We start from the raw sequence: 24,258 nt of genomic DNA, 5'->3' as shown, positions 1-24,258 counted from the left end.
TCTTTCCTTTGATTGATCCAGCCTTTGATTGATACCCGCCGATCACCACGACATCTCCTCTCATGACGACAGAGCTAGCGCGGGAAAATACTAAGGTCAATCCCTAAGTAATGATGGAGCATTGACATATGACCGACAGTCAGTCAAATTTTGACGCGACACGAGACTGCTGGAGACTCGCCGATGAATGCTCAGTTGCTTGCCCTTGCCGGCCCAATCAGAACACGCGTCGCCATCAGCACCGGCCTCGGTCTGCTCGTCACCGCCTGTTACGGGCTGCAAGGCATCGCCCTCGCACAGGCCCTGGCCGTCCTCTTCGCCGGCGGCGCCATCGCCGACATCACGCCCTGGATCATCGCCTTCGCCGGCATCGTCCTTCTGCGCGGCCTCCTCCTCTGGTGCGCAGAAATCGCCGCGCAGACCACGGCGCAACGGACCAAGGAACATCTGCGCGCCCGCTTGCTCTCCCATCTCGCGGCGCTTGGCCCCGGCGTCACCCTGCGTCAGCAGACTGGCGATCTCCAGGCTGTGCTCGTTGCCGGCGTCGAAGCGCTGGAGGGCTATTACAGCCGCTATATGCCGGCGATCTTCATCGCCATTCTCGGCTGCGGCGGCGTGCTCGCTGTTCTCGCCTGGGTCGATTGGCCCTCGGCCCTCCTGCTCGGCTTCTTCGTCACAGCCTTCCCGATCGCCGACAGACTATGGCTGCGCTGGCGCATGCCCAAGAGTTCCGGTGTGTTCGCGGCCATGGGCGCCTTTGGCGCTTATCTGCTCGACAGCCTGCAAGGCATCGTCACACTGAAAGCCTTCGACGCCACGACCGCGCGCCGCAAGGAATTGGCAAGCCGCGCCGCGGCCCTACGCCAGGAAGCCATGGCCACTTTGGCCGTGACCCTGATGCGCACCGGACTCACCGGCTTCATCACCCTGATCGGCGTCGCACTGGTGCTTTCCTTCAACAGCTGGCGCACGGCCGCTGGCTTGCTCACGCCGGTCGCTCTCTTCACCGCGCTGTTCCTCGTGCGCGAAGCTTTCCGCCCGCTTGATCGACTGGAAAAGGAATTCCACACCGCCTGGGCAGCGAGCGGCGCCGCCACCTCGATCAGCGATTTCCTGGCCCTGATGCCCAACATCCATGAGCCCACAATGAGCGCGCCCATCCCTACGGCCCACGGCATTGCCTTCGACAATGTGAGCTTCGCTTACGAAGCCGACGGCGCCAAGGCTTTGTCCGCCGTCTCCTTCGCGATCAAGGAGAAGGAATTCGTCGCTTTGGTCGGCCCGTCGGGCTCGGGCAAATCGACGATCATCTCGCTGCTCCTGCGCTTCTTCGATCCGACCTCCGGTCATATCCGGATCGGCGGCACCGATATCCGCGATCTCTCGCTCGAAAACCTACGCTCGCTCGTCAGCGTCGTCTCGCAGGACACCTATCTGTTCCACGGCACGATCGAAGACAATCTGCGGATCGCCAAGCCGGATGCGACGATGGATGAAATCTACGCCGCCGCCATCGCCGCCCATATCGACGAATTCATCTTTGGTCTGCCCAAGGGCTATGCCACCGAAATCGGCGAGCGCGGCGCTCATCTCTCCGGCGGGCAGCGTCAGCGTCTCTCGATCGCGCGCGCGCTGTTAAAGAACGCGCCGATCCTGATCCTCGACGAAGCCACGTCCAATGTCGATCCGCGCAGCGAACGCGCCATCCAGGATGCCCTCGACGCGCTGGTCGGGCGTCGCACCACGCTGGTAATCGCCCATCGCCTGTCCACCATCCGCAAGGCCGATCGCATTCTGGTGATCGAAGATGGCCGCATCGTCGAGGAAGGCGATCACCACAGCCTCGAACAGAACGGACAGATCTATTCCCGCCTGATGGCCGCGCAAGGAGAAGCCGCATGACCGACGCAACCCTGCCCCGGCCTGCGACGCGCGCCCCCAAAGCCGGCGGCATTTTCGGCCTCATCCCCCTGCTCAAAAGCCGGCGCCTGGTCCTGGCGCTGACCATTCTCTCCGGCATTCTCGCCCAGGCCGGCACATTGGCGAGCCTTGCCGTCGGCGCCTGGCTTGTCGGGCACGCCGTCACAGGTGCGACGCCGGCAAGCCTCGTGCCGGGCTTTATCATCCTCGGCATCGTCGCTGTCTTCGCCGCGGCGGCGCGCTGGTGGCAGGCCTATATTTCGCACGATCTCGCCTTCGCGCTGATCGAGACCTTGCAGGTCGGCATCTACGACGGGCTGGAACGCGCTGCGCCTGGCTATGTACTGGGCCAGCGAACCGGCGAACTGGCCTCTGTCGCCACCACCGATGCCGAACTGATGGAGCATTTCTATGCCCATACGATCGCCGATTACGTCGGCGCCGTCGTGGTGCCGCTTGGCGCGCTGATCGTCATCTTCATGCTCTCCCCGCTCGCTGCATTAGCCTTGCTACCGTTTCTACCGCTCGTCGCCTCAGTGCCGTTCTGGCTGGCGCGCCGCGCCGGCGAACAGGGTCGCCAGGTCATGCATGAACTCGGTGCCCTCAATGCCGAAACCGTTGAGGTGATCCAAGGGCAGCGCGAACTGGCGATCTTTGGCCGGATGCCGGACAGGCTCGCCCGCCTGATCCAACAGACGCGCCATCTCGCCGCCGCACAGAAACGCTATGGCTCGCGCGCTGGCCTTGAACATTCCGCTATTGATGGCCTGGTCGCGCTCGCCGTGTTGACCTCGGCGATCGTCGGCATTTGGCTTGTGTCCCGTGGCAGCCTCGATCGCGCCCATTTCCCGCTGCTCATCGTTTTAGCCGGTGCGGCGTTCAGCCCGATCGTCGAAGTCACCCAGACCGCGCGCAAACTCGGCGAATTGCGCGCCGGCGCCGCGCGCATCCTCACCATCTTCCATCAGCAACCCGCCGTTCACGACACCGGCCGTGACGGCCCCTCGCCCGACACCACGGTTCATTTCAACAATGTGCGCTTTGGCTATGGCCACGACGAACGCGGTTCCGTGCTGAATGGTGTTAGCTTCTCCGTGCGGCCCGGCGAGACCGTGGCGCTGGTCGGGCGATCAGGCGCCGGCAAAAGCACGTGCAGCAATTTGCTGCTGCGCTTCTGGGACGTCGACGATGGCCGCATCGCGATTGGTGATTGCGATATCCGCGACCGTCCTATCAGCGCGCTGCGCAAGCTTGTCGCTTACGTTCCCCAGGACGTTCATCTCTTCAACGAGAGTATCGCCGACAACATCCGTCTCGGCCTGCCAAATGCGCCGATCGCGGCGGTGGAACGCGCCGCGCGGCTGGCGCAGGCCCATGACTTCGTCGCCGAATTGCCGCAAGGCTACGACACGGTCTGCGGCGAACGCGGCGCGCGCCTCTCCGGCGGCCAGCGCCAGCGCATCGCCATTGCCCGCGCCCTATTGCTCGACGCACCGATCCTGCTTCTCGACGAAGCCTCCTCGAGCCTCGACAGCGAAAACGAGAAAGCGTTGCAAACGGCCATGAACGAGATCCGCCGCGATCGCACCGTGATCGTCATCGCGCATCGCCTCTCGACGATCCGCAGCGCCGATCGGATTCTGGTGCTCGACGGCGGCCGCATTGTGGAAGAAGGCCGGCATGCCGATCTTGTCGAAAAAGGCGGCGTCTATGCGCGTCTGATCACATCCGCCGAGGCGTTTCAGTAAGCAGCGGAATCGCTCGGTCGATCTCGTTTAAATCTTTCAATTCAGGCTGATCTGCATTAGTTTGGAATCTGTCACAACAACGATGCAGACCAGCCCAGACGATGACCGAAATCACCGCCAAACGGCCTCGCACCAAGCCCGCGGAAGTACGCCGCGAAGAGCTGATGGATGCAGCCCAGGCGCTTTTCCTTGAAAAGGGGTTTTCGGCGGCGAGTGTCGACGAGATCGTCAAGATCGCCGACGTTGCCAAGGGCACGTTCTATCTGCATTTCAAGACCAAGGACGATGTCCTGCTGGCCTTGCAGGCCCGCTTCATCGATGATTTTCACAACAGCCTGAAAGATGCGCTGAAGCGCTGTCCACCCGATGCCTGGGACCGGCGTTTCGATGCCTGGATCGAAGCGGCCATGCGCGGATATTTCGACCAGGTCCCGTTGCACGATCTCGTCTTCCATGAATCGCAACCGGTTCACCAGCGCATCCAGCACGACAATCCTATAATCCTTCAGCTCGCGGCCCTATTGGAAGAAGGAGCCCAACAGGGCGCCTGGATCGTGAAAGATCCCCGCAGGACCGCGATGATGCTGTTCTATGCCTTGCATGGTGCAGTCGATGACGCGGTCGACAGCGGCAGCAAGATCAACCACAAAGCGCTCGGTGCGACCGTGCTCGCCTTCTGCCGTCAGGCGATCGGGTTGAAGCCGCGCAAAGGCTAACCGTCATTGCGAGGAGCGCAGCGACGCGGCAATCCAGTGGCACGTGGTAAAATGTCAAGAATTTCAGTAGCGCAGATCTAGTTGCGCCTGCGACTCTACGCCTTAACTCCTGGATTGCTTCACTACGTTCGCAATGACGGTAAGATTTTCGCGTTCTACGTCAGCGCCAGCAAGCTCGCATTGCCGCCCGCAGCCGCTGTGTTGATCGACGTCGCCACCTCCTCGACCAGCCAATGCAGGCAATAGGCATCGGCCCCTGAGCGAACCTCTTGCGACGTGGCGGCCTGAACGATGGGGATCGGCCCCGGCCATTGCGTCATGCGTTCATTCACAGATGTGACGAAATCGCCATCCCCCTCGACAAGCACCGCCGCGAATGAACCTGCGGTTTTCAAGTCCGCCAACCAAGACACACGCTGCTGGATCACAATCGGCAGATTGGCCAGCGATCCCTCCAATCCGTGATGGGTATCGATCACGATATCGTTGCCGGTCGCGAGCGCCGCGCCGATCTGGCAGAAAAGCCCCGCCTCCGTCCGCGGCACAATCAGCACGCGGCCGCGCGGCTGCAGGACATAGCGATTGCTTTCCCCGACTGGGCCCTTCAATGCGCAACTGAAGCCGAGCGGCGAGTGATCGCCCTGATCGCGCGCGATCCGCGCCGCTTCGGCCAGGCCCTTTCGCTCGAGCCAGGCGACGAACTGCAGCAGCGCCTCGTCAGCCCGGGCCGAAGCGCGCTTGGGTAGCGTGCCAGCTTTGGCCACCAAGCGGTGAATATACAGCGGCCCACCCGCCTTCGGCCCAGTACCTGACAGGCCCCGGCCGCCAAACGGCTGCACACCAACGACAGCGCCGATCATATTGCGATTGACGTAGATATTACCGACCTGCACGCGTTCGCTCACATGGGCGATGGTCTCGTCGATGCGTGTGTGCAGGCCGAAGGTCAGGCCGTATCCGGTGGCGTTGATCTTGGCGATCGTCTTATCGAGATCCTCCCGATGAAAGCGGACCACATGGAGAACCGGGCCAAAGACCTCACGCTGCAATTCCGCGATGTCGGCGATCTCAATAATTGTCGGCGGCACATAGGTTCCGTTCGCTGCCGCTGCGTCCGGCGCGACCTGATGGACAGGATGGCCACGCCCGCGCATACGTTCGATATGGCCTGTGATTGTCTCAGCCGCTTCCTGCGTGATGACGGGGCCGACATCGGTTGAAAGCCGATCCGTCGGCCCGATATCGAGTTCGCGTAGCGCTCCGCGCAACATGTCCATGATCCTCTCGGCCACATCGCTTTGCAGGCACAACACCCGAAGCGCCGAACAGCGTTGCCCGGCGCTGTCGAATGCCGAGGCAAGGACATCGGCGACCACCTGTTCCGGCAGCGCGGAGGAATCGACGATCATCGCATTCTGTCCGCCCGTCTCTGCGATCAGCGGAATGACGCGGCCCTGCGCCGAAAGACGGCTGGCGAGCTGCGCCTGGATTTTCTTGGCCACCTCGGTCGAACCTGTAAAAACCACACCGGCGACCTCAGGCGCCGCCACCAGCGCGGCTCCGATGGCGCCATCCCCTGGAACCAGCTGCAGGCCGTCGCGGGTCACACCCGCTTCATGCAGAATGGCAATACAGGCGGCAGCGATCAGCGGCGTTTCTTCGGCCGGCTTGGCCAAAACCGCATTGCCGGCGACGAGCGCCGCCGCGACCTGCCCGGTGAAGATGGCGAGGGGAAAATTCCACGGGCTGATACAAACGACAGGGCCAAGCGGCGGCGTCTCCACGGACAAGGTCGCGTGCGCCTGCTCCGCGTAATAGCGGAGAAAATCGGTGGCCTCGCGAATTTCGGACACCGCATTGGCCGCCGACTTTCCGGCTTCGCGCATGATCAGCGGGATCAGATCGAAACGCCTGGCATCCAGCAGCTCGGCGGCACGCTTGAGACACGCGGCGCGATGCGCCAAGGGCACGGACGACCAGGAACTGCCAGCGGCGGAGCGAACCGCCAATCGCGCATCCGCCTCCGATACGTCAATCACCGTGCCGACGACATCCGCATGGTCGCCCGGATTGATGAGGGTTCGCGGCGGCTGTGCCACCGGATCATGCACCAGCAGTGGCCTGGCTTCCCAATTGGCGCGGCGGCTCGCCGTCAGCGCCTGCGAGAGCAAGGCAAGCACATTCTCGTTTGTCAGATCCAGGCCGCGCGAATTCAGACGCGCGTCACCAAACAAATGCGCCGGCAGCGCGATCCCCAGATGGCCCTGCCCCGGCACCGCCTCGCCCTGCACGACGACAGCTGGATCGCGGATCAGCTCATCGATCTCGACATGCTCATCATAGATTTTGTGAACGAAGGACGAGTTGGCGCCATTCTCCAAAAGACGACGCACAAGATAAGCCAGCAAGGTCTCGTGCGTGCCCACCGGCGCATAGATGCGACAGGGCCTATCGAGGTCAGCCGACCCGACGATCTCGGAATAAAGCGGCTCGCCCATACCATGCAAACATTGGAATTCGTATTGACCGAGGTGAAACTCAGGCCCGGCCAGATGGTAGATCGTTGCCAGCGTCTGCGCATTGTGAGTGGCGAACTGCGGGAAAACCACATTCGTCGCGTCAAGCAATTTGCGGGCGGAGGCGATATAGGACACGTCCGTATGCACCTTGCGGGTGAACACGGGAAAATCTTCCAGCCCATCGACCTGCGCGCGCTTGATTTCCGCATCCCAATAGGCGCCCTTGACCAGCCGCACCATGAGGCGACGCCCGCTGCGTCGCGCCAGGTCGATCACGAAGTCGAGGACATAGGGGCATCGTTTGCCATAGGCCTGCACGACGAAGCCGAGCCCATTCCAGCCAGCAAGCTCGACGTCGGTGGCAAGATGCTCCAGCAGATCGAGCGACAGTTCGAGACGGTCTGCTTCTTCCGCATCGATATTGAGACCCATGTCGTAAGTCTTCGCCAGCGCGGCCAGTGCTTTGACACGCGGCAGCAACTCATCCATCACGCGCGCGGCTTGCGAGCGCTGATAGCGCGGATGAAGTGCAGAAAGCTTGATCGATATGCCGGGGCCGGCGTAAACGCCACGGCCGGCCGACGCTTTGCCGATGGCGTGGATCGCCTCTTGGTAGCTCTTGAAATAGCGCGCGGCATCTTCCGCCGTCAGGGCCGCCTCGCCCAACATGTCGTAGGAATATCGGAAGCCCAGATCTTCCTGGTCGCGCGCCCTGTGCAAGGCCTCCTCGATGGTCTCGCCGATGACGAACTGCTCGCCCATCATTTTCATCGCCATGTCGACGCCGCCACGAATGACCGGCTCACCCAGGCGATGGATGAGCCGCAGCAGCGAGGCCGATAGGCCAGTATCGTTGACCGTGGCGGTGAGCTTGCCCGTGACAACCAACCCCCAGGTCGCCGCGTTGACGAACAATGACCGATCATGGCCAAGATGAGCGTGCCAGTCGCCGGTCGAAATCTTGTCGCGGATCAGCGCGTCGCGCGTCTCAGCGTCGGGAATGCGCAACAAGGCTTCGGCCAGGCACATCAAGGCCACGCCTTCCTCGCTCGACAGCGAATATTCCTGCACCAGTTCGCCGATGCCAAAGGCTTTTGGCTTGCTGCGCAGCGCCGTGACGAACTTGCGCGCCAATGCAGCGATCGCAGTTTTCGTTTCAGTGTCGAAACTCGCCTGCTGGAGGAGCGGCGCGAGACACGCCGCTTCCGGGGTGCGATCATGCGCGGTGATGGCTTCACGCAAGGCGCTCCGCGGCAAGATCGGTGGCGCGAATGGCGGGTAAACCTGTGTCGGCGAAGGGAATACCGGCTTTTCGGCGCTTGTCATCAGTACGGCCTGCGATTGACGGAAAGAGAGAGGCTCGTCGTCGATTTCAGAGAAGGGTCGTTTGTCAAATTCGCTGCGGGGCCAACATGATGACATCTCCTGCGAGGAGGTCGGAGCCTAGCATTATTCCTGCTCCATTTCGCCTGTTCACAACGCCGCGACAGCTCATCGTTGACAACCACAATTATATAAATGATTAAGCCACCCAACAATGAGACGCGGTCGCGCGCTGGATTGGGGGCTCTCGTGCGAAGCGCGGTCCGTCGCGACTCCTCCACGCCTTGAATCCATGCTTCCGGCCAGCTCTGAACCTCGCTTCGCCCAGCGGAGCAAGCCCTGGGATTATGGCCGCACATGGCACGCCGTTTTATCGATCTTTCCGTGACGCTCGAAGACAAGATGACATCGCCGCCGCACCATCGGCCGAAGATCCACTATGTCGATCATGATCAGTCGTTCGATTTGTTTTCGAAACTCTACGACGGTATTGGCCCGCAGGATCTGCCAGAAGGCAAAGCCTGGGCCGTCGAGCAGATGGAACTATCGACCCACGCCGGCACCCATATGGACGCGCCCTGGCATTACCACCCGACGACCGATCACGCGCTCGTCCCCGGTGGGCGGCCAGCGCCCGGCATCGACGAAGTGCCGCTCGAGTGGTGCCAGCGCCCTGGCGTCAAACTCGACTTCCGCCATTTCGATGCCGGCTATGTGGTGACGCCAGCCGACGTTGAGGCCGAGTTCGCCCGCATCGGCTATGAGCTGCAACCACTCGATATCGTCCTCACCAACACGCGCGCCGGCGCCCGCCAGGGCCTGGAAGACTATTGGGAAAGCGCCTGCGGCTTCGGCCGCGATGCCACCCTGTGGCTAACCGAGCGCGGTGTGCGTGTCGTCGGCACGGATTCTTATAGCTGGGATCCCGCTTTCAAATTCGTCGTCGAACGCTATCGCCGCGATCATGATCCGGCGATCATCTGGGAAGGCCACAAGGCCGGCCGTGACATCGGCTATTTCCAGATGGAAAAGCTGACCAATCTGGATCAGCTCCCGTCTCATGGTTTCACCGTGAGCTGTTTCCCTATCAAAATTAAAAACGGATCGGCGGCCTGGTGCCGCGCGGTCGCAATCCTCGAGGGCTGAAACAAGTGAAAAACTCCGTGCTTCCGATCACCCGCCGCCACGCGGCTACCCTGGCGTTCGCTGGCCTCACCACGGCGTTTCTGCCTCATGCCTCTGGCGCTGAAGCGACCTATCCCGATCGGATGATCCGCGTCATCGTGCCCTTCCCGGCCGGCGGCATCGTCGACAACACGACACGCGCCCTCACCGCGCGGCTCACCACCGAGCTGAAGCAGCAGTTTCTCATCGAGAATAAAGGCGGCGCCGGTGGCACCGTTGGCACCGCTGAAGTCGTCCGCGCCGCGCCCGATGGCTATACGCTCCTGAACACGTTCGACACCCATGCGGTGAGCGATCAGCTCTATAAACTCTCCTACAATCCGCATAAGGACTTGGCACCGGTTGTATTGATCGCCACGTCGCCGCTCGCGCTTGTCGTTCACCCTTCAGTTCCAGCCAACACCGTGGCCGAACTGGTCGCGCTGGCGAAGGCCAAACCCGACGCCTTGAACTATGCTTCGACCGGCATCGGCAGCTCCAATCAGCTCACGGCCGAACTGTTCAACACAATGGCCGGCATCAAAATCACCCATGTGCCCTATCGCGGCGGCGCCCCGGCGATCGCCGATATCGTCGCCGGCCAGGTGCAGGTGATGTTCGTCAGCGTGCCGTCCGTGCTGGAGCACATCCGGGCTGGCAAGCTGAAGGCCCTTGCCGTCACCACGGCCGACCGCATTCCCGTCCTGCCCGAGGTCCCGACCATCGCCACGACCTATCCGGGCTTCGAAGTGCAATCCTGGGTCGGCATGCTGGCGCCTGCCAACACGCCGCGCCCGATCATCGACAAGCTCAACACCACCATCCGCGCCGCGTTGAAGACACCGGAACTGAAATCCTGGTTCGAAGGCCAGTCGCTTGTTCCCGTCGACGAGCCGCCGGAGGCTTTCGGCCGCTTCCTGGACAACGAAGGCCGGAAGTGGAGCGACGTCATCCAGAAGAACAACATTCGCTTGAACTGATCCGTCTTGAAATCTGTGCCGGGCAGCACGTTTGCCCGGCACTTACCCGCGGCGTTTCGCGGCCATGGCGCGCAGCAGATCCTTCATCGCATCGCGTGCCGCCAGGTTGAAGGTCGCCATCTCCTTCAGCCGCAGCTGAATCTTTTTCGACTGGCTCACCTCCGCTCCCGCCAGCAGCTGGTTCGCCAGTGCTTCCAAGAGCCGGTTCTGCTGGCTCAGCATTTCCTCGTAATTCTCAGAAACCTCGTAGAGGATACGCTTACTGCCACGCACGCGCAGACGACGCGCGAGCATATATTGCTCAAGCAACCGGCCCGCGACGCTGGCGCTGCTCTTGCTGATCTCAAGATCGCGCACAATTTCATCGAGATCGGCGGCTTCGGGGCGAAGCAACAGATAGCCATAGAGGCTGGCTGCTGACTGCGGCACACCCCAGGGCACGAACAGCCTGGCAATTTCGTCGATAAAACGCCGTTGATCCGGCTCAAGATTTGACATATTCGACATATATCGAATATACTAGATGATGTGAGAATGTCCATCGTGTCCGCTCGTTCAGCCGACACTTGGACTTCGCCTCGCCACAGCGCGGTTCGCTGACGTTGGAGGCCACCATGTCCTATTCCAGTTCATCCCCGGCCCGCACCCGCGCGTTCGCAAGGGTCCTCGGCCCCTTTCTCGCCATCGTCACAGCCGTGGCCGCCTATCGCATGCCAACCATGGCCGCGATGTTCTCGGATTTTTTCGCCAATGGCGCGGTGGTGTGGATCACCGGCGCTTTGCTGCTGCTCTGCGGCATGATCATCATCGCGCTTCATCAATATTGGCGGGCTCCAGCAGCCGTCCTCATCTCACTGTTCGGCTGGCTCTTGGTGTTACGTGGCGCCATAGTGCTCGTCGCACCCAATCTGATGATACGCGGCGGCGAGGCCTTGATGCCGCATCAAACTCTGCTGCGCCTGAGCTTCGGCTTGTTCACGCTGATCGGCCTTTACCTGACCTACGTCGGATGGATCGCCAAACCGCGTGATCACTGAACATTACGGAGCGATCCATGGTCCTCTATCAGCTGAAAACATTTGCCTGGACCGTATTCATGGCGGCACTGCTGTTCTGGCCCGCCGGCACTTTCGCTTATCCCGGTGCCTGGGCGCTGCTCGTCATCTTCGCGATCGGCAGCGCCGCCTTCATCGCCTGGCTCTCGCGCTACAGCCCGGAACTGTTGAAGAAGCGCATGGGCTCACCGTTCCAGTCCGGCCAAGAGCGCTGGGACAAGATCTTCCTCAGCCTGTTCATTGTCATCGCCTGCGCCTGGCTCGCCTTCATGGCCGGGGACGCGGCGCGCACAGGCTTCACCGCCGTGCCGCCCTGGCTGCAAGGCTTCGGCGCGCTCTGCATCATTCTCGAATATGCCGGCTGCGCCTGGACCTTCAATGCCAATGCCTTCGCCGCGCCGGTGGTGAAAATCCAAGAGGGGCAAAAGATCATCGACACCGGTCCTTACGCGCTGGTCCGACACCCGATGTATACGAGCGCGCTTTTCTTCTTCCTCGGTGTTCCCCTTCTGCTGGGCTCCTGGAACGGCCTATGGATTTCCATCCTGCTCAGCCTCGCGCTCGCCTGGCGCTCGGTGCATGAGGAAGACACGCTGCGCCACCAGTTCGCTGACTACGATGCCTATAGCCAGCGAGTGAAATACAGGTTCGTCCCGGGCGTGTGGTGAATTCAGCGCTCTGAGAGACGACGATCAGCGCCGCATGAAGGCGACGAGATTGTCGAGAGTTTGCGACGTGCCGACATCGATGCCCATCTTCAGATATTGATCGAGCTGTTCGGCCGAATGACATTCGATCTCGACCGTCATCTTGGTTTTGCCCGCAACATCCTGAAGCATGACGCGTCCGGTGGCAGCCAAGGCCTCGAACACGAGACGATCGGGTGGCGCGATCTCGCGATAGATTCCCGTGAACGGCATGTCCGGACGAGCCTTGGTGGTAAATGTGAATGCGCCACCTAGACGCAAATCAATCTCGCAAACCACGAGAGGCTGACCGGCTGGGTCCCACCATTGGGAGACATGCTCCGGTTTCGTCCAGCCTTCGAATATCTCGGCCCGCGATGCGTCGAAGCTGCGCGTCAGCCTGATGGTGTGAGCCGCGCGATCGATCTCGAGATCGGTCCTGGCTTGAGTTTGCACGTGAGATTGCGCTTGGGTTTGCACGTGAGCCGGCATGTCACTTCTCCCGTTTTTTGAGCTTGCTGAGATGAGCATCCAGATTGTTGAACCTACTCTCCCACTGCGCCCGGAAAGGCTCGATCCATTCGGCGATGTCTTTCATGGCGAGCGGCGCCAGCCTGCGCGGGCGCCGCTGCGCATCCCGGCCGCCCTCGATCAATCCAGCGCTCTCAAGAACTTTGAGATGTTTCGAGATCGTCGGCTGACTGAGCTCGAACGGCGCCATCAGTTCCGAAACACTGGCCTCGCCCAAGGCGAGACGCGCCAAGATCGCCCGCCGCGTCGGATCGCTCAGGGCGTAGAAGGCTCTATCCAAACGGTGCGTGGGTCTGCTTTCTATTTCCATTTAGCTATATAGCCATATGGAAATATAAAAGTCAAATAGCGATCCTCTGTCGCCGGTTCGAACAGCTTATCCGTGAACTGCGCGAGCGCCTTACGGCCGCTCTCTGATTGGGTGCCCGAGGACGATCAACGCTTCGCGCGCCAGCTCGAGAGTGGCATCGATCGGCACGATCGGCCCCACCACCTCCTGTGTACGAGCCGCATGGGCGATCGGTAGTTCCGTGCAGGCGAAAACAACAGCTTCGCAACCGTCCGCGGCAAGCTGATCGACAGCCTCTTGAAGCGCCACAGCCGCTTCAGCAATTCGACCGGCCTTCACGGCGGCGATGACGCGATCGACGCCCGCCTGCAGCTTCGGCTCCGGCAGCGGCCCAGGGTCGAAACCCGCTGCGGTCAGACGGCGTTGGTAATAGCCAGAACGCAGCGTCCCGCGCGTGCCGAGCACCGCGACACGCGCGCCCGGCGCCAGCCGGGTTGAAAGCGCGCGGATCACGCCATCGGCTATGTGCAGCAAGCGCGCGCGGCTGACTTTCGCCAAGGCGTCATACCAGTGATAGGCCGTGTTGCAGGTGATGACGATACATTCGACGCCGAGATCGTCGAGCAAGCGAACCGCCTCTTCCAGCTCGGCAAGCGGACTGACACCCTGATCGAGAATGGCGGCACTTCGATCTGGAATCTCCGGCGCGCTGACGAGCACGAGCGGCACGTGCTCGCGATCCCGCGTCGCCTGCGTCAGCTCGGTCAGCTTGGCGTAAAAGTCGACCGAGGCGAGCGGCCCCAGGCCGCCGAGGATGCCGAGCCGCAGTTTCGGGCCGGATCTTTTCGGCGCAAGGCTCATGCCCGCTCCACCGCTGGGGCAAATTCATCCTCCTCGTCCAGCACGACGGCGGCCTGATCGCGTGGCGCGATCGCCGCCGTCGATCCGCTGACCGTGATGACGATCGCCAGCGTCCGCAACGTGTCGCACATCGTGTCCACCGCAACGAAAAGCACGAAGGCGGCATCGAAGGGCAGACCGAGATAGCCGCAGATGACACCAATCTGGGCGATGGTGGTGATGCCGCTCATACCAGCTGTCGTCGGGCCAAGCAGCAGAGCGACCAGACTGATCAGCACGATGTCGGACGCCGACAAGGTCCTGCCATAGAGCTGGGCGATAAAAATCGGCGCGATCGCGAACATCAGGACCGGGCCGACCCGCAACAGCGCCGTTTGCAGAGGCACCAGCAATTCGACCACCGCGCGACCGAACCCCAGCTTGCTGACCAGTGTTTCGATCAGCAGCGGCACGCAACTGACGCTGCTGCGCGTGGCGATCGCCATCACCAGCACGTCCCTATGCGCACTCAACACCCGCCAGGGCGACTGGCGCACCTTGACCGCGATCACCATGAAAGTGACGACGGCAAAGACCAGCACCGACAGGCCGAGCACGGTCAAGAAGCCGATCATCAGGCCAAGCGCCTGAAAACCGATCGAAGCAGTCTGCTGGGCGATCATGGCAAAGGTCGCCAACGGCAGCATCAGATTGAACCAATGCGTCAGGATCAGACAGGTTCGGTAGACCGTTTCGAGCGCCTGCGCGAAGGGTTCGGAGACGGTGTGCGGCACGCGACCGACGGCGAAGCCAAACAGCAGCGCGAACACCAAAACCTTGATCGTATCGCCCTCGGACAGGGCGCGGAACACATTGTCGGGCACGAAACGCAGCAGCATGTCGACCATGCCCGGTTCCAGCACCTTATTCTCCGGCTCGCGCAAGGTCATCTGCAGCTCGGTCGCCACGCCGCCATCGCGGTTGATGACGTTGCCGAAAGCAGCACTCGTCGCCGGATCGTGGATGACACCGGGCTGGATCACCAGCGTGCCGACGACGCCGACCACCACGGCCGCGGCCGAAATGCCAATCACCGCGGCAATCACCTTCGCGACATAGGAACTCGCTTGGGGATCGCGGATGAGCGAGCGCAAGCTGAAGATGATCGACGAGACGATGAACGGCAGCACCACCATCTTCAAAAGGTCGATATAGAGCTTGCTCAGCGGCGCCATCGCCAAAGCGACTTGTGGCGCTGCAAGCCCGACGCCAATACCGGCGGTGGCGGCCACAACGACGGCAAGGGGAGAACGCAGGAAGCGCGAGATGAGGGGCATGATCAAGGCGCCATGGTCTGCGTTGTCGCCTGCTTCATGGCGGGGGACTGTTTGACCAGCTGATCATAGCGGGCGATCACGGCATCCGCCGACGTGCTCTTCACTTCGTTGGCGATGTACATGTCGAGGAAGGCCGCCAACTGAATCGATCCAGCCGGCACGGCCATGCCGAGCGTATCCTCCAGGTCGAGCAAGGTGACCGTGCGCAGGGTCAGCGAAGCCGCTGCATCATCGATAAGGATTTTCTTGATCTCAAACTCGTCGCGATAGGCGGCGATGAGCTTGCCCGCACGGAGCGACGCGAGCACGTTCTCCCACGAGTCAAACTCGCGGGTATCCGCCGTGGGGAAGTTCGTCCGCGCGAACTGCGCAAAGGACGACCCTTGGATTACCCCGAGACTGCCCGTGTATTTGCGCAAAATCGCGGCCGGATCTTCGCCACGCGCCAGTTGAGCGAACTTAACCCGGTTGAGGGCGAGCCCATGTTTGAGCGCCATATAGGGCCGCGTAAAGATGACGACGCGCGCCCGGGCCAACGTGCGGCTAAGCTTGCAGATCGCGACATCGGCCCCGCCGGTTGCAATCCGATCCACCACATCGTCAAAACTGCCGCCAGCACGGGTGAAGACGGCTTTGACGCCGATCTTAGAGGCGATATCGCGGGCCATGTCGATGTCGGAGCCCTCAAGCGCACCCTCTCGGACATAGAAAAATGGCACGGAATCGAAGGCCGGCAATGCAACCCGCAATTCTCCGCGCGAGATGATCCCTGCAAGATCGGTCGCGGGAGCCTGCGCCGCGCTTGGCGAGATCAAACTTGGCGAGACCACGCCGGCTAGACCGAGGAAGGCAAGCACGACCATCAGGAGGCGCATCGTCACCGACTTTCATGAAAACTTGTTGTCGCGAGGCGTTTAAGTCGAAGATACTCGTAAGCCCGAAGATACTCGGCCGAGCCACGGAAACCCAGCAGCAAGGTGGTGACACAGTTAAGAGCCCACACGAAAATATCGATATAATTCAAATTGCAACTACCTATTCCGCATGAGCGCATGACACCACAGGTCCCCACATCGCCAGATACACCGCCGCCACCAAAATCGACCCTCAGAATGGGCGCCATGTTCGTATTGCGCCCCTCTGCCCCACGCTGGCCCGGCGCGGTGCGTGCCGCGCTCAGCATGGGCTTGCCGGTCGCTGCCGGCTGGATGGCCGGCGACGTGCCGGCCGGCATGATGGCGACCATCGGCGCCTTCACCGCGCTCTATGCCGGCGACCGGCCCTATCGCAACCGCGCCTCGGTCGTGGCTTGCATCGCGCTCGCTTTCGCTCTCGTCGTCAGCCTCGGCGCCTGGGTACAGGAAGAACCGTGGCTTGTGGTTCCTTTCGTGGTGCTGATCTCCATCGCCGCCACCTTCATCTGCAACGCCTTCAGGATCGGACCGCCGGGCGCCTATATGTTCGCGCTGGCTTGCGCCGCCGGCACGGCGCTTCCCGCCGCTCACATTTCCGTCTGGCATATCGGCCTTCTGGTGTTGGCTGGGGGCGCCCTGTCCTGGGTCTTGCACATGGCCGGCGCCCTGTTCTCCCCCCGAGGGCCGGAAAAAGCCGCCGTCACCGCCGCCGCCAAAGCGGTGGCGCAACTCGCGCAAGCCACCGGCACCGCCGGACAGGACACGGCACGCCATGGCGCGGCACTCGCTTTGCGTGAAGCCTGGGTCGCCCTGGTCACCTTGCAGCCAGCCCGGCCGCGCCCCAACGGCGCTCTGGCCCGTCTGCGCGAACTCAATCGCGAACTGCATCTGCTGTTCGCCACCTGCATCAACACCGCCGGCACGCCCGGTGACAGCATGAGCGCTGTCGCCGCGCGGGCGCGCGAGATTGGCGCCGCCGCCACATCATTGCAGGCCGGCCGCGAACGAACCGATCCGACGCAAGTGCCTTTGGGACGGCCCGGCCTCAAGGGACTGCTGTTTGAGAATTTAAGTTTGCGCTCGCCGGCCGCGCGCAGCGCCGCACGTGTCGGTATCGCCGTGGCGGTAGCCGGCGTAGCAGGTGCTGCCTTCAGCCTCGAACATGCTTATTGGGTCATGGCCTCGGCCGTTCTGATGCTGCATCAAGGCATGGACTGGACCCGGACCCTGCAGCGCGGCGTGGAACGGATGAGCGGCACGCTACTGGGCCTATGCCTGGCCGCCGCCATCCTCACGCTGCATCCAACGGGCCTGTGGCTTGTGGCGACGATGATGCTGCTGCAATTCACCATCGAAATCGTGGTCACGCGTAATTACGCGCTGGCTGTCGTCTTCATCACCGCCATCGCTCTGCTGATCGCCTCTGGTGGACGCCCCATGGCTGACGATAGCCATCTGCTCTGGGCGCGCGGCATCGATACGCTCGTCGGCTGCCTCATCGCGCTCGTCGTCCACGCACTGACGGCCGCGCGCAGCCCCGCCGCTTCCATCGGCCAGGAGATCGCCCAAACCCTGACGACCCTCCAAAACGTGCTCCAACATATCGCGGCCGGCCAGGTGACCACACCGGCCGCGCGCCGCGCGCGCAGCATGCTGCAGCACAATGTCTTCGTTCTTGTCACCTCGACTGAAACGGAAATGGGTGGCCTATCGCGCCACCAAGGCGCGGCAGAGCGCATGTGGCCCGCTGTCGTCGCCACCCAGCGCCTCGCCTATCGAACCCTCGCCGCCTGCTGGGCTCTCGAGCAGGCAGCCGAACAGGGAAAAGCCAAACCACCGCCGCTCACCGATGCCGACCTGGCCGAGTTGACGACAGCCCTCTCGCAGCTCAGCAGCGCGGCACAGACAGGCGGCGGCGCCCTCACCTTCACCCGATTGCCGCATTTCCTCGAAGGTGAAATCCAACATCTGGCCGGTTCCCTCGTGCCGCAGGCGGCATGAGAGCTGGCGCGCAGCGACGAAGCAATCGAGTTTCCCGGCTCAACTCAGACTAGCGCGCGTTTGCTTTAGGCCAGCGCGACAGCGCGCGCGATCAGCAACAGCCCTACCCCCATCACAACGGCTCCGATGGCGCGTGCCATGTGCGCGCCATTGGGGGCAAGGCGCTCGATCGTGATGGCCGCTGTCACAGCTGCCATCGTCCGAAGGTCCATAATGTCGGTGACGAGAAGGATCGCCGTCAGGCCGGCGCAGCTGCACAGGCAATGAAGGCCAAGACTCAGTCCGTGTCGCAGTCCGTGTCGCCAGGCCGACGTGGCCTGCGCGGGACATATCCAGCCCCACCCAGACATGTCCCGACAGCAGGTGAGATGTCGCAGCTTCCATGCGGTGAACTGAAAGACACCGGCCATCACGACGACCACGGCGGCCACGAGCGGAACGGCCCGCGCCAGCGCCGGTTCCCGCATCGCCACATCGGCGAACAGCGCGCCGAACGCAAAGATCACCAGCCCCGGCAAGCCCCACACGGCGAAATAGCCCAGGGCCATGGACAGCGTGCGCAGGCAAAGGCGCATCCCGCCGGCGCGCCGCACCGCTTCATGATAGCGCCATAGCACGGGCGCCAGTGACGGCAGCATCATCGCCATCATCATCGCGATCCACATGCCCAGGAACGAGAAACCGGCGTCGTGCCACGTCTGCCCGCACACGGCCATCCACATCATGGACATCGTCCAGTCGCCGGGCATCGGCATCGCCGCCATGCCCGACATGGAGGTGCACCAGACGACGATCAGCCCCACATTGGCGGCAAAGAGCAACGCCAGAACGGTGAAGAAGACCCAAGTGGATATCCGCGCAGCGACAACGCTGCGCGAACTCTCCCAGTCTTCAGTGCGGCGCACGAAAGCCACGGCTTCGCTCAGGCCGAGGCATATTCGTCGTGGCGACGCCACCACATGCCCGCTTCGTTGCGGCCTTTGGGTGCGCGATCCAGCCAAGGATACATGCCCCAAATGCCGTCGACACCACGCGCATAAGCAGAATAGCTGTGGTAGACGGCGCCATCCTCCAGCACGAAGGCGCTGAGACCCGGCCGCTCGCGTTGATAGGTCAGCATGTCCGTGCCGCACATGGTCGCCGATTGCCCCCCAACGCCCTGAGTCTCTTCCTTGCGCTGAACCGCCCCCGGCTCGCGCCGGAAGTTATATTCGATGCCCTGGCGCTGCTGCTCTTGCGTGAAGGAAATGTTGAAGTCGAAATTGAAGCTGCTGTCGGACGATGAAGCCCAGGGGAAGGTCCAGCCCATGCGTTTCTTATAATCCTGCAGCTTGGCGAGCGGCGCCCGCGACACGGCCCAGAGCATCACGTCATGGTTGGCCAGATGCACTGAGATACCGTTGAACCCATCGGCGATCGACGAGCAGGACGGACAGCCGGCCGTGTAATCGGGCCCAAACATAAAGTGATAGACGAGCAGCTGCGAGCGCCCCCGGAACAGATCCTTCAGCGAGGCATCGCCCGCCTCCGTCTCGAAACGGTAGTCCTTGTCGAGACGTACCCATGGCAGTTCCTGCCGCCGTTGCGCCAGTTCGTCGCCACGGCGCGAGAATTCTTTTTCAGCCTCGAGCAGGTCCATCCGTGCTTTCAGCCACTCTTGACGTGTCCCGGTTCTACGTGTCGTCATCACTGTCTCCTCTTGTCAGGAATCCTGCTGACTCGTGCTCCAACGTCAGTCAGCGTCCTGAGAGGTGGTAATCCCGGGACAGCCCCCGGTGGGAGTGACAAGTTTGGCGGGATTTTTTCGGCCGGAACTTTTTGGGGACAGGATCTAAATGGACTCGCTGATCACAGCAGCGGCACGAGCGCTAGCGGCGGGCGATCCGCTCGGCGCCCTCAAGCGCGTGGCGCTGCGCGAGGATGCCCCGGCGCTGGCGCTACGCGGCATCGCCATGGCGCAGCTCGGCGACCTCCCCCGCGCCAAGGCGCTGGTGCGCCGTGCTGCTCGTGCCTTCGGGCCACGCGAAGCCATGGCGCGCGCCCGCTGCATCGTCGCCGAGGCCGAAATCGCCCTTGCCGCCCGCGACCTCTCCTGGCCCGTCAAGGCGCTCGATGCGGCGCGCGCCACCCTCGAAGCCCATAGCGATGCCATCAACACCGCCCATGCGCGCCTGCTCAACGTTCGTCGCCTGCTGCTCATCGGCCGTCTCGACGAGGCCGAACACGCACTCACGGGTCTCGATGCCGCGCCGCTGCCATCATCGCTCAAGGCAACCTATGAACTGGTGATCGCCGGCATCGCCCTGCGACGCCTCGACACCAAAGCGGCGCGCGCCGCCCTCGCCCGCGCCGAACAGACCGCCCGCAAAGCGCATATTCCGGCGCTCACGGCAGAGGTCGAGAACGCCGCGCGGATCTTGAACGCACCCGCCGCACGATTGATCGCCAACGGCGCCGAACGCCCGCTCCTGCTCGACGATGTCGAAGCTCTGTTTGCCTCGCAAGCGCTCATCGTCGACGCCTGCCGCCATGGGGTGCGTAGCGGCGGCACCATCGTAGCGCTGGCGACGCGCCCGGTGTTGTTCGCCCTCGCCCGCACCTTGGCCGAAGCCTGGCCGCAAGACGTCACGCGTGACACGCTAGTCATCAGCGCCTTCCGCGCCAAGGAGGCCGACGAGTCCCATCGCGCCCGCTTGCGTGTCGAGATTGGCCGCTTGCGCCGCCTGCTCAAACCGCTCGTCGATGTGAACGCGACGGCGCGTGGCTTCACGCTGGCGCCACACCAGGCGCAACAGATCGTTGTGCTGGCACGGCCGGTCGAAGAGACCCACGCGGCAGTGTTGGCTTTCATGGCCGACGGCGAATCCTGGTCGAGTTCGGCGCTGGCTCTGGCGCTTGGCGTCAGCCAGCGCAATGTGCAGCGCGCGCTCGATGCGCTGGCAGCGGCCAACAAGGTGCAATCCTTCGGGCGCGGTCGCGCGCGGCGCTGGCTCACCCCGCCCGTGCCCGGTTTCACGACAACCTTGTTACTCCCCGCGCCCCTGCCCGGCGATTAAAGCATTCTCATGCGACGTGAATAGCGCACGACGGCCTCACTCAAACCCAGGATCGCATCATGACCCGAACAGCCAACCGTTCAGCCGCCGAAATTCTCCGCGAATACGGCCCCTTTCCCGGCTTCGACAAAGTGGGTGGCGTATCGTTCGACGGTCGCCATATTTGGGTCGCGCTCGGCGACGTGTTGAACGCGATCGATCCCGACAGCGGCAAGACGGTGCGCACCCTGCCTGTCGCCGCCCATGCCGGCACCGCCTTCGACGGCCAGCATCTGTTTCAGATCGCCGAGAGCCGCATTCAGAAGGTCGATCCGCAGACGGGCAAGGTACTCGCCACGATCCCCGCGCCTGGCGGCGGTGGCGACTCCGGCCTCACCTGGGCGGAAGGCTCGCTCTGGGTCGGCCAATATCGCGATCGCAAGATTCATCAGATCGACCCTGAAACCGGTATCATCCTGCGTACCATAGAATCCCAACGCTTTGTCACTGGCGTCACCTGGGTCGATGGCGAACTTTGGCACGGCACCTGGGAAGGCGACGAGAGCGACCTGCGCCGCATCGATCCGCAAAGCGGCGAAGTACTGGAACGGATCGATATGCCCGAAGGCGTCGTCGTGTCGGGGTTGGAATCCGATGGCGATGGTCGGTTCTTTTGCGGCGGTGGCAACAGCGGGAAAGTTCGGGCCGTGAGAAGGCCGAAGCGCGGATAACACAGCATCCGTCGCGCCGCCTGCGCGACGGATGCTTCCCATAAAACGCCATCGCCCATTAACCCAACTTTGTGAACACCGCGGTATCCAAGCGCCCCGACATTTTTGATGGCAATTCGAAGCGCTGACGCAAGACGATATTAATGTCTTGTGGTCTCTGTGATCGCTGTGCGGCTTTTCCCCCAAGACCGCAGTTCAAGATCGCAGTTTAAGTCTAATCGATTTTTCTTCCCCGCCTTGCTCTATCGCAAGGCGCCGCATTCGTTGGGCTAAACTTTTTACAGGCGCAATTTGAGCATGATGACCGTTCTTTCGTGCATTACAGAGAGCCATAACATCTGGCTGGTTCTCGTAGCCGCCGCTATTTGCGTCGTCGGATCCTGGGTGACCATCCGCCTGTTCCACAGAGCCGCCACGACGGCCGGTGCGCAAAGACTGGGCTGGCATGTTCTGACCTCCGTGTCGCTTGGCTCCACCATCTGGTGCACGCATTTCATCGCCATGCTCGGCTTCGATCCCGGCGTTCCGATCGGTTTCGATCCGGTCTTGACGATCGTCTCCCTGCTCGTAGCCGTCATCGGCGGCGCCATTGGCCTCATCGCCGCGACCAGCAATGTGACGCGGATGGCGCCAGTCCTGGGCGGTGCCATCGTCGGCCTCGCCATCGTCGCCATGCACTACACCGGCATGATGGGCTATCGCGTCCAGGGCCTCGTCTCCTGGAACGTGCCCTATCTGATCGCCTCGATCGTCCTCTCCGTCGTCTTCGCCGCCCTGACGTTTCGCAACGCCATGGAAAAGATGACGCGCAGCAACCAGTTTCTCGCCGTCGGCATCCTGGTCGCCGCCATCGTCAGCCTACATTTCACCGCGATGACCGCCTTCCAGGTTCAGCCCTTGCTCATCGACGGCGATTATTCCAATCCCGATGCCATGCAGGCCCTGGCGTTGGCTATTGCCGGCGTCGCCATCGTCATCCTCAGCGCCGGCATCGCCAGCTATTTCATCGACGACAGCCTGCGCGCCGAATCCTACGAGCGTTTGCGCCAGATGGCCCTGGTCGATAGCCTCACCAGCCTGCCCAATCGGGCCAGCTTCAACAATTGGCTCGAACATGAGATCACGGGCATCGACAAGGCCGGCGGCAAACTCGCCTTGATCGGCATCGACCTTGATCGCTTCAAGGACATCAACGACCAGCGTGGCCACAGCGCCGGCGATCAGGTCCTCAAGGTTTTGGGCCAGCGGATGAACGGCCTGCTGCGCGACGGCGAATTCATCGCCCGGCTCGGCGGCGATGAATTCGCGGCCGTGCAGCGCATGCACGATGACGAGGCGAAAGGCGATGACAGCCTCACCGACTTTCTGGCCCGCCTGCAAACCGCGCTGTTCGATTCCATCTCCGTCGACGATTTCGACGTGATCGCCGGCGCCAGCATCGGCGTCGCGCTTTACCCCGACAATGCGGCCGATCAAGCGACCTTGATCAACAATGCCGACCTCGCCATGTACCGCGCCAAGGCCGATCTGGGCAAAGTCGTCTGCTTCTACGATCAGTCCATGGACGAAACGGTCCGCGCTCGCCGCAACCTCGCCAATGATCTGCGCGAGGCGATGAACGCCGGCCAGCTCGACATTCATTATCAGGTGCAAACCTCGATCTCGACCGGCCAAATCCAGGGCTATGAAGCCCTGGCGCGCTGGAAGCATCCTCTGCGCGGCTACATTTCGCCCGCCGAGTTCATTCCGATCGCCGAGGAGAATGGCCTTATCCTGCAGATCGGCGAATGGGTGCTGCGCACCGCCTGTTCGCGCGCCGCCTCATGGGAACCGCCGTATAAAGTCGCGGTGAACATTTCCCCCGTCCAGTTCGCCCATGCCGATCTGCCGAAACTGGTTCTCGACGTGCTGCTGGAAACCGGCCTGTCGCCCGAGCGCCTCGAGCTGGAGCTGACGGAGTCGACCATCTTCACCGACAAGGAACGCTCGTTGCACATGCTGCGCCAGATCAAGGCCCTCGGCGTCGGCATCGCGCTTGATGATTTCGGCACCGGCTATTCCTCGCTCGATACGCTGCGCACCTTTCCGTTCGACAAGATCAAACTCGATCGCTCGTTCATGTGCGAGGTCGAGTCCAGCCCGCAGGCGAAGGCCATGGTCCGCGCCGTGCTGGCGCTCGGCAAAAGCCTGGAGATTCCTGTTCTCGCCGAAGGCATCGAGACCCAGGGACAGCTCACGCTGCTCACCAGCGAAGGCTGTGACGAAGCCCAAGGCTACCTCCTCGGCCGCCCCGTCCCTCTCACCGAACTCGTCGGCAGCGGCCAACTCACCCTGACGACACCGGACTCGCTGAAGCAGATGGTGGCGAAAGTGAAGGAGGCCGAGAAGAGCCTGGACAAGAACATGCCTAACGACACCCGCTCAAGCCCTGGCATGATCATCAGCTCCGCCGCCTGAGGCCGAGCGCCC

At 62.5% G+C, this 24,258-nt stretch carries 20 protein-coding genes; 11 read left to right on the top strand and 9 right to left on the bottom strand.

Features of this window, described 5'->3' with window-relative positions; all coding sequences use genetic code 11:
• Positions 1–183 precede the first annotated feature (183 nt).
• The 3 genes from BLW50_RS31000 to BLW50_RS05905 all read left to right on the top strand — a co-directional run bounded on the left by BLW50_RS31000 (position 184) and on the right by BLW50_RS05905 (position 4,384).
• Entirely contained in the window at positions 184–1,902 is a 1,719-nt protein-coding gene (locus BLW50_RS31000) for an ABC transporter ATP-binding protein/permease (protein WP_090698848.1), read from the top strand.
• Positions 1,899–3,668, top strand: a complete 1,770-nt coding sequence (gene cydC / locus BLW50_RS05910; protein WP_090698845.1) for a thiol reductant ABC exporter subunit CydC — start codon at positions 1,899–1,901, stop codon at positions 3,666–3,668. Before BLW50_RS31000 ends, cydC begins: the two co-directional genes overlap by 4 nt.
• Before the next feature lie 101 nt (positions 3,669–3,769).
• Complete coding sequence (locus tag BLW50_RS05905) at positions 3,770–4,384, top strand: TetR/AcrR family transcriptional regulator (RefSeq protein WP_090698842.1); 615 nt, start codon at positions 3,770–3,772, stop codon at positions 4,382–4,384.
• A 155-nt stretch (positions 4,385–4,539) separates the two neighbouring features.
• Here BLW50_RS05905 and putA read toward each other — a convergent pair whose 3' ends face one another.
• A complete protein-coding gene (gene putA, locus BLW50_RS05900) occupies positions 4,540–8,229 on the bottom strand; it encodes a trifunctional transcriptional regulator/proline dehydrogenase/L-glutamate gamma-semialdehyde dehydrogenase (protein WP_090698839.1) in 3,690 nt (1,229 codons plus the stop codon).
• Positions 8,230–8,583: 354 nt separating this feature from the next.
• Between putA and BLW50_RS05895 the strand changes: the two genes are divergently transcribed.
• Together BLW50_RS05895 and BLW50_RS05890 are read left to right on the top strand one after the other, a co-directional pair.
• The gene (locus tag BLW50_RS05895) at positions 8,584–9,372 is read left to right on the top strand and encodes a cyclase family protein (protein ID WP_090698836.1); all 789 of its coding nucleotides are present in this window, start codon (positions 8,584–8,586) and stop codon (positions 9,370–9,372) included.
• A gap of 17 nt (positions 9,373–9,389) precedes the next feature.
• Complete coding sequence (locus tag BLW50_RS05890; protein ID WP_139267487.1) at positions 9,390–10,370, top strand: Bug family tripartite tricarboxylate transporter substrate binding protein; 981 nt, start codon at positions 9,390–9,392, stop codon at positions 10,368–10,370.
• A gap of 42 nt (positions 10,371–10,412) precedes the next feature.
• Here BLW50_RS05890 and BLW50_RS05885 read toward each other — a convergent pair whose 3' ends face one another.
• Positions 10,413–10,877 (bottom strand): GbsR/MarR family transcriptional regulator, encoded by a 465-nt coding sequence (locus BLW50_RS05885; RefSeq protein WP_210186045.1) that lies wholly within the window; start codon positions 10,875–10,877, stop codon positions 10,413–10,415.
• 107 nt (positions 10,878–10,984) lie between these two features.
• Between BLW50_RS05885 and BLW50_RS05880 the strand changes: the two genes are divergently transcribed.
• Complete coding sequence (locus tag BLW50_RS05880) at positions 10,985–11,407, top strand: hypothetical protein (RefSeq protein ID WP_090708766.1); 423 nt, start codon at positions 10,985–10,987, stop codon at positions 11,405–11,407.
• Between the two features lie 17 nt (positions 11,408–11,424).
• Positions 11,425–12,093, top strand: a complete 669-nt coding sequence (locus BLW50_RS05875) for a methyltransferase family protein (protein ID WP_090698830.1) — start codon at positions 11,425–11,427, stop codon at positions 12,091–12,093.
• Between the two features lie 24 nt (positions 12,094–12,117).
• Here BLW50_RS05875 and BLW50_RS05870 read toward each other — a convergent pair whose 3' ends face one another.
• The 5 genes from BLW50_RS05870 to BLW50_RS05850 form a co-directional block, all read right to left on the bottom strand.
• Entirely contained in the window at positions 12,118–12,603 is a 486-nt protein-coding gene (locus tag BLW50_RS05870; protein ID WP_170850008.1) for an SRPBCC domain-containing protein, read from the bottom strand.
• Between the two features lies 1 nt (position 12,604).
• Entirely contained in the window at positions 12,605–12,952 is a 348-nt protein-coding gene (locus tag BLW50_RS05865) for an ArsR/SmtB family transcription factor (protein ID WP_090698824.1), read from the bottom strand.
• A gap of 90 nt (positions 12,953–13,042) precedes the next feature.
• Positions 13,043–13,792: a cysteate racemase gene (locus BLW50_RS05860; protein ID WP_090698820.1), complete on the bottom strand. Its 750-nt coding sequence runs from the start codon at positions 13,790–13,792 to the stop codon at positions 13,043–13,045.
• A complete protein-coding gene (locus BLW50_RS05855) occupies positions 13,789–15,108 on the bottom strand; it encodes a dicarboxylate/amino acid:cation symporter (protein ID WP_090698817.1) in 1,320 nt (439 codons plus the stop codon). The genes BLW50_RS05860 and BLW50_RS05855 overlap by 4 nt, the downstream gene beginning before the upstream one ends.
• Positions 15,109–15,110: 2 nt before the next feature.
• The gene (locus BLW50_RS05850) at positions 15,111–15,983 is read right to left on the bottom strand and encodes a substrate-binding periplasmic protein (protein WP_090698814.1); all 873 of its coding nucleotides are present in this window, start codon (positions 15,981–15,983) and stop codon (positions 15,111–15,113) included.
• A 177-nt stretch (positions 15,984–16,160) separates the two neighbouring features.
• Here BLW50_RS05850 and BLW50_RS05845 point away from each other — a divergent pair, with 177 nt between their 5' ends.
• Positions 16,161–18,023 carry an FUSC family protein gene (locus tag BLW50_RS05845; RefSeq protein WP_090698812.1) on the top strand — a complete coding sequence of 621 codons (1,863 nt, stop codon included), beginning with the start codon at positions 16,161–16,163 and terminating at the stop codon, positions 18,021–18,023.
• Positions 18,024–18,088: 65 nt separating this feature from the next.
• On the opposite strand, the gene BLW50_RS05840 is transcribed toward BLW50_RS05845, so the two are convergent.
• Both BLW50_RS05840 and BLW50_RS05835 read right to left on the bottom strand, forming a co-directional pair.
• On the bottom strand, positions 18,089–18,937 hold the full coding sequence (locus BLW50_RS05840) for a DUF2182 domain-containing protein (protein WP_210186044.1): 849 nt from the start codon (positions 18,935–18,937) through the stop codon (positions 18,089–18,091).
• 8 nt (positions 18,938–18,945) lie between these two features.
• Positions 18,946–19,710 (bottom strand): DUF899 domain-containing protein, encoded by a 765-nt coding sequence (locus BLW50_RS05835; protein ID WP_170850007.1) that lies wholly within the window; start codon positions 19,708–19,710, stop codon positions 18,946–18,948.
• A 148-nt stretch (positions 19,711–19,858) separates the two neighbouring features.
• Here BLW50_RS05835 and BLW50_RS05830 point away from each other — a divergent pair, with 148 nt between their 5' ends.
• The 3 genes from BLW50_RS05830 (at position 19,859) to BLW50_RS05820 (ending at position 24,246) form a co-directional block, all read left to right on the top strand.
• Positions 19,859–21,079 carry a helix-turn-helix domain-containing protein gene (locus BLW50_RS05830; protein ID WP_090698805.1) on the top strand — a complete coding sequence of 407 codons (1,221 nt, stop codon included), beginning with the start codon at positions 19,859–19,861 and terminating at the stop codon, positions 21,077–21,079.
• Between the two features lie 59 nt (positions 21,080–21,138).
• Positions 21,139–21,789, top strand: a complete 651-nt coding sequence (locus BLW50_RS05825; protein WP_090698803.1) for a Vgb family protein — start codon at positions 21,139–21,141, stop codon at positions 21,787–21,789.
• Positions 21,790–22,086: 297 nt separating this feature from the next.
• Entirely contained in the window at positions 22,087–24,246 is a 2,160-nt protein-coding gene (locus BLW50_RS05820; protein WP_090698800.1) for a putative bifunctional diguanylate cyclase/phosphodiesterase, read from the top strand.
• Positions 24,247–24,258: the final 12 nt, after the last annotated feature.

The sequence above is a fragment of the Beijerinckia sp. 28-YEA-48 genome (assembly GCF_900104955.1).
Lineage (GTDB): Bacteria > Pseudomonadota > Alphaproteobacteria > Rhizobiales > Beijerinckiaceae > Terripilifer.
This window is presented reverse-complemented; position numbering and strand designations above follow the sequence as displayed.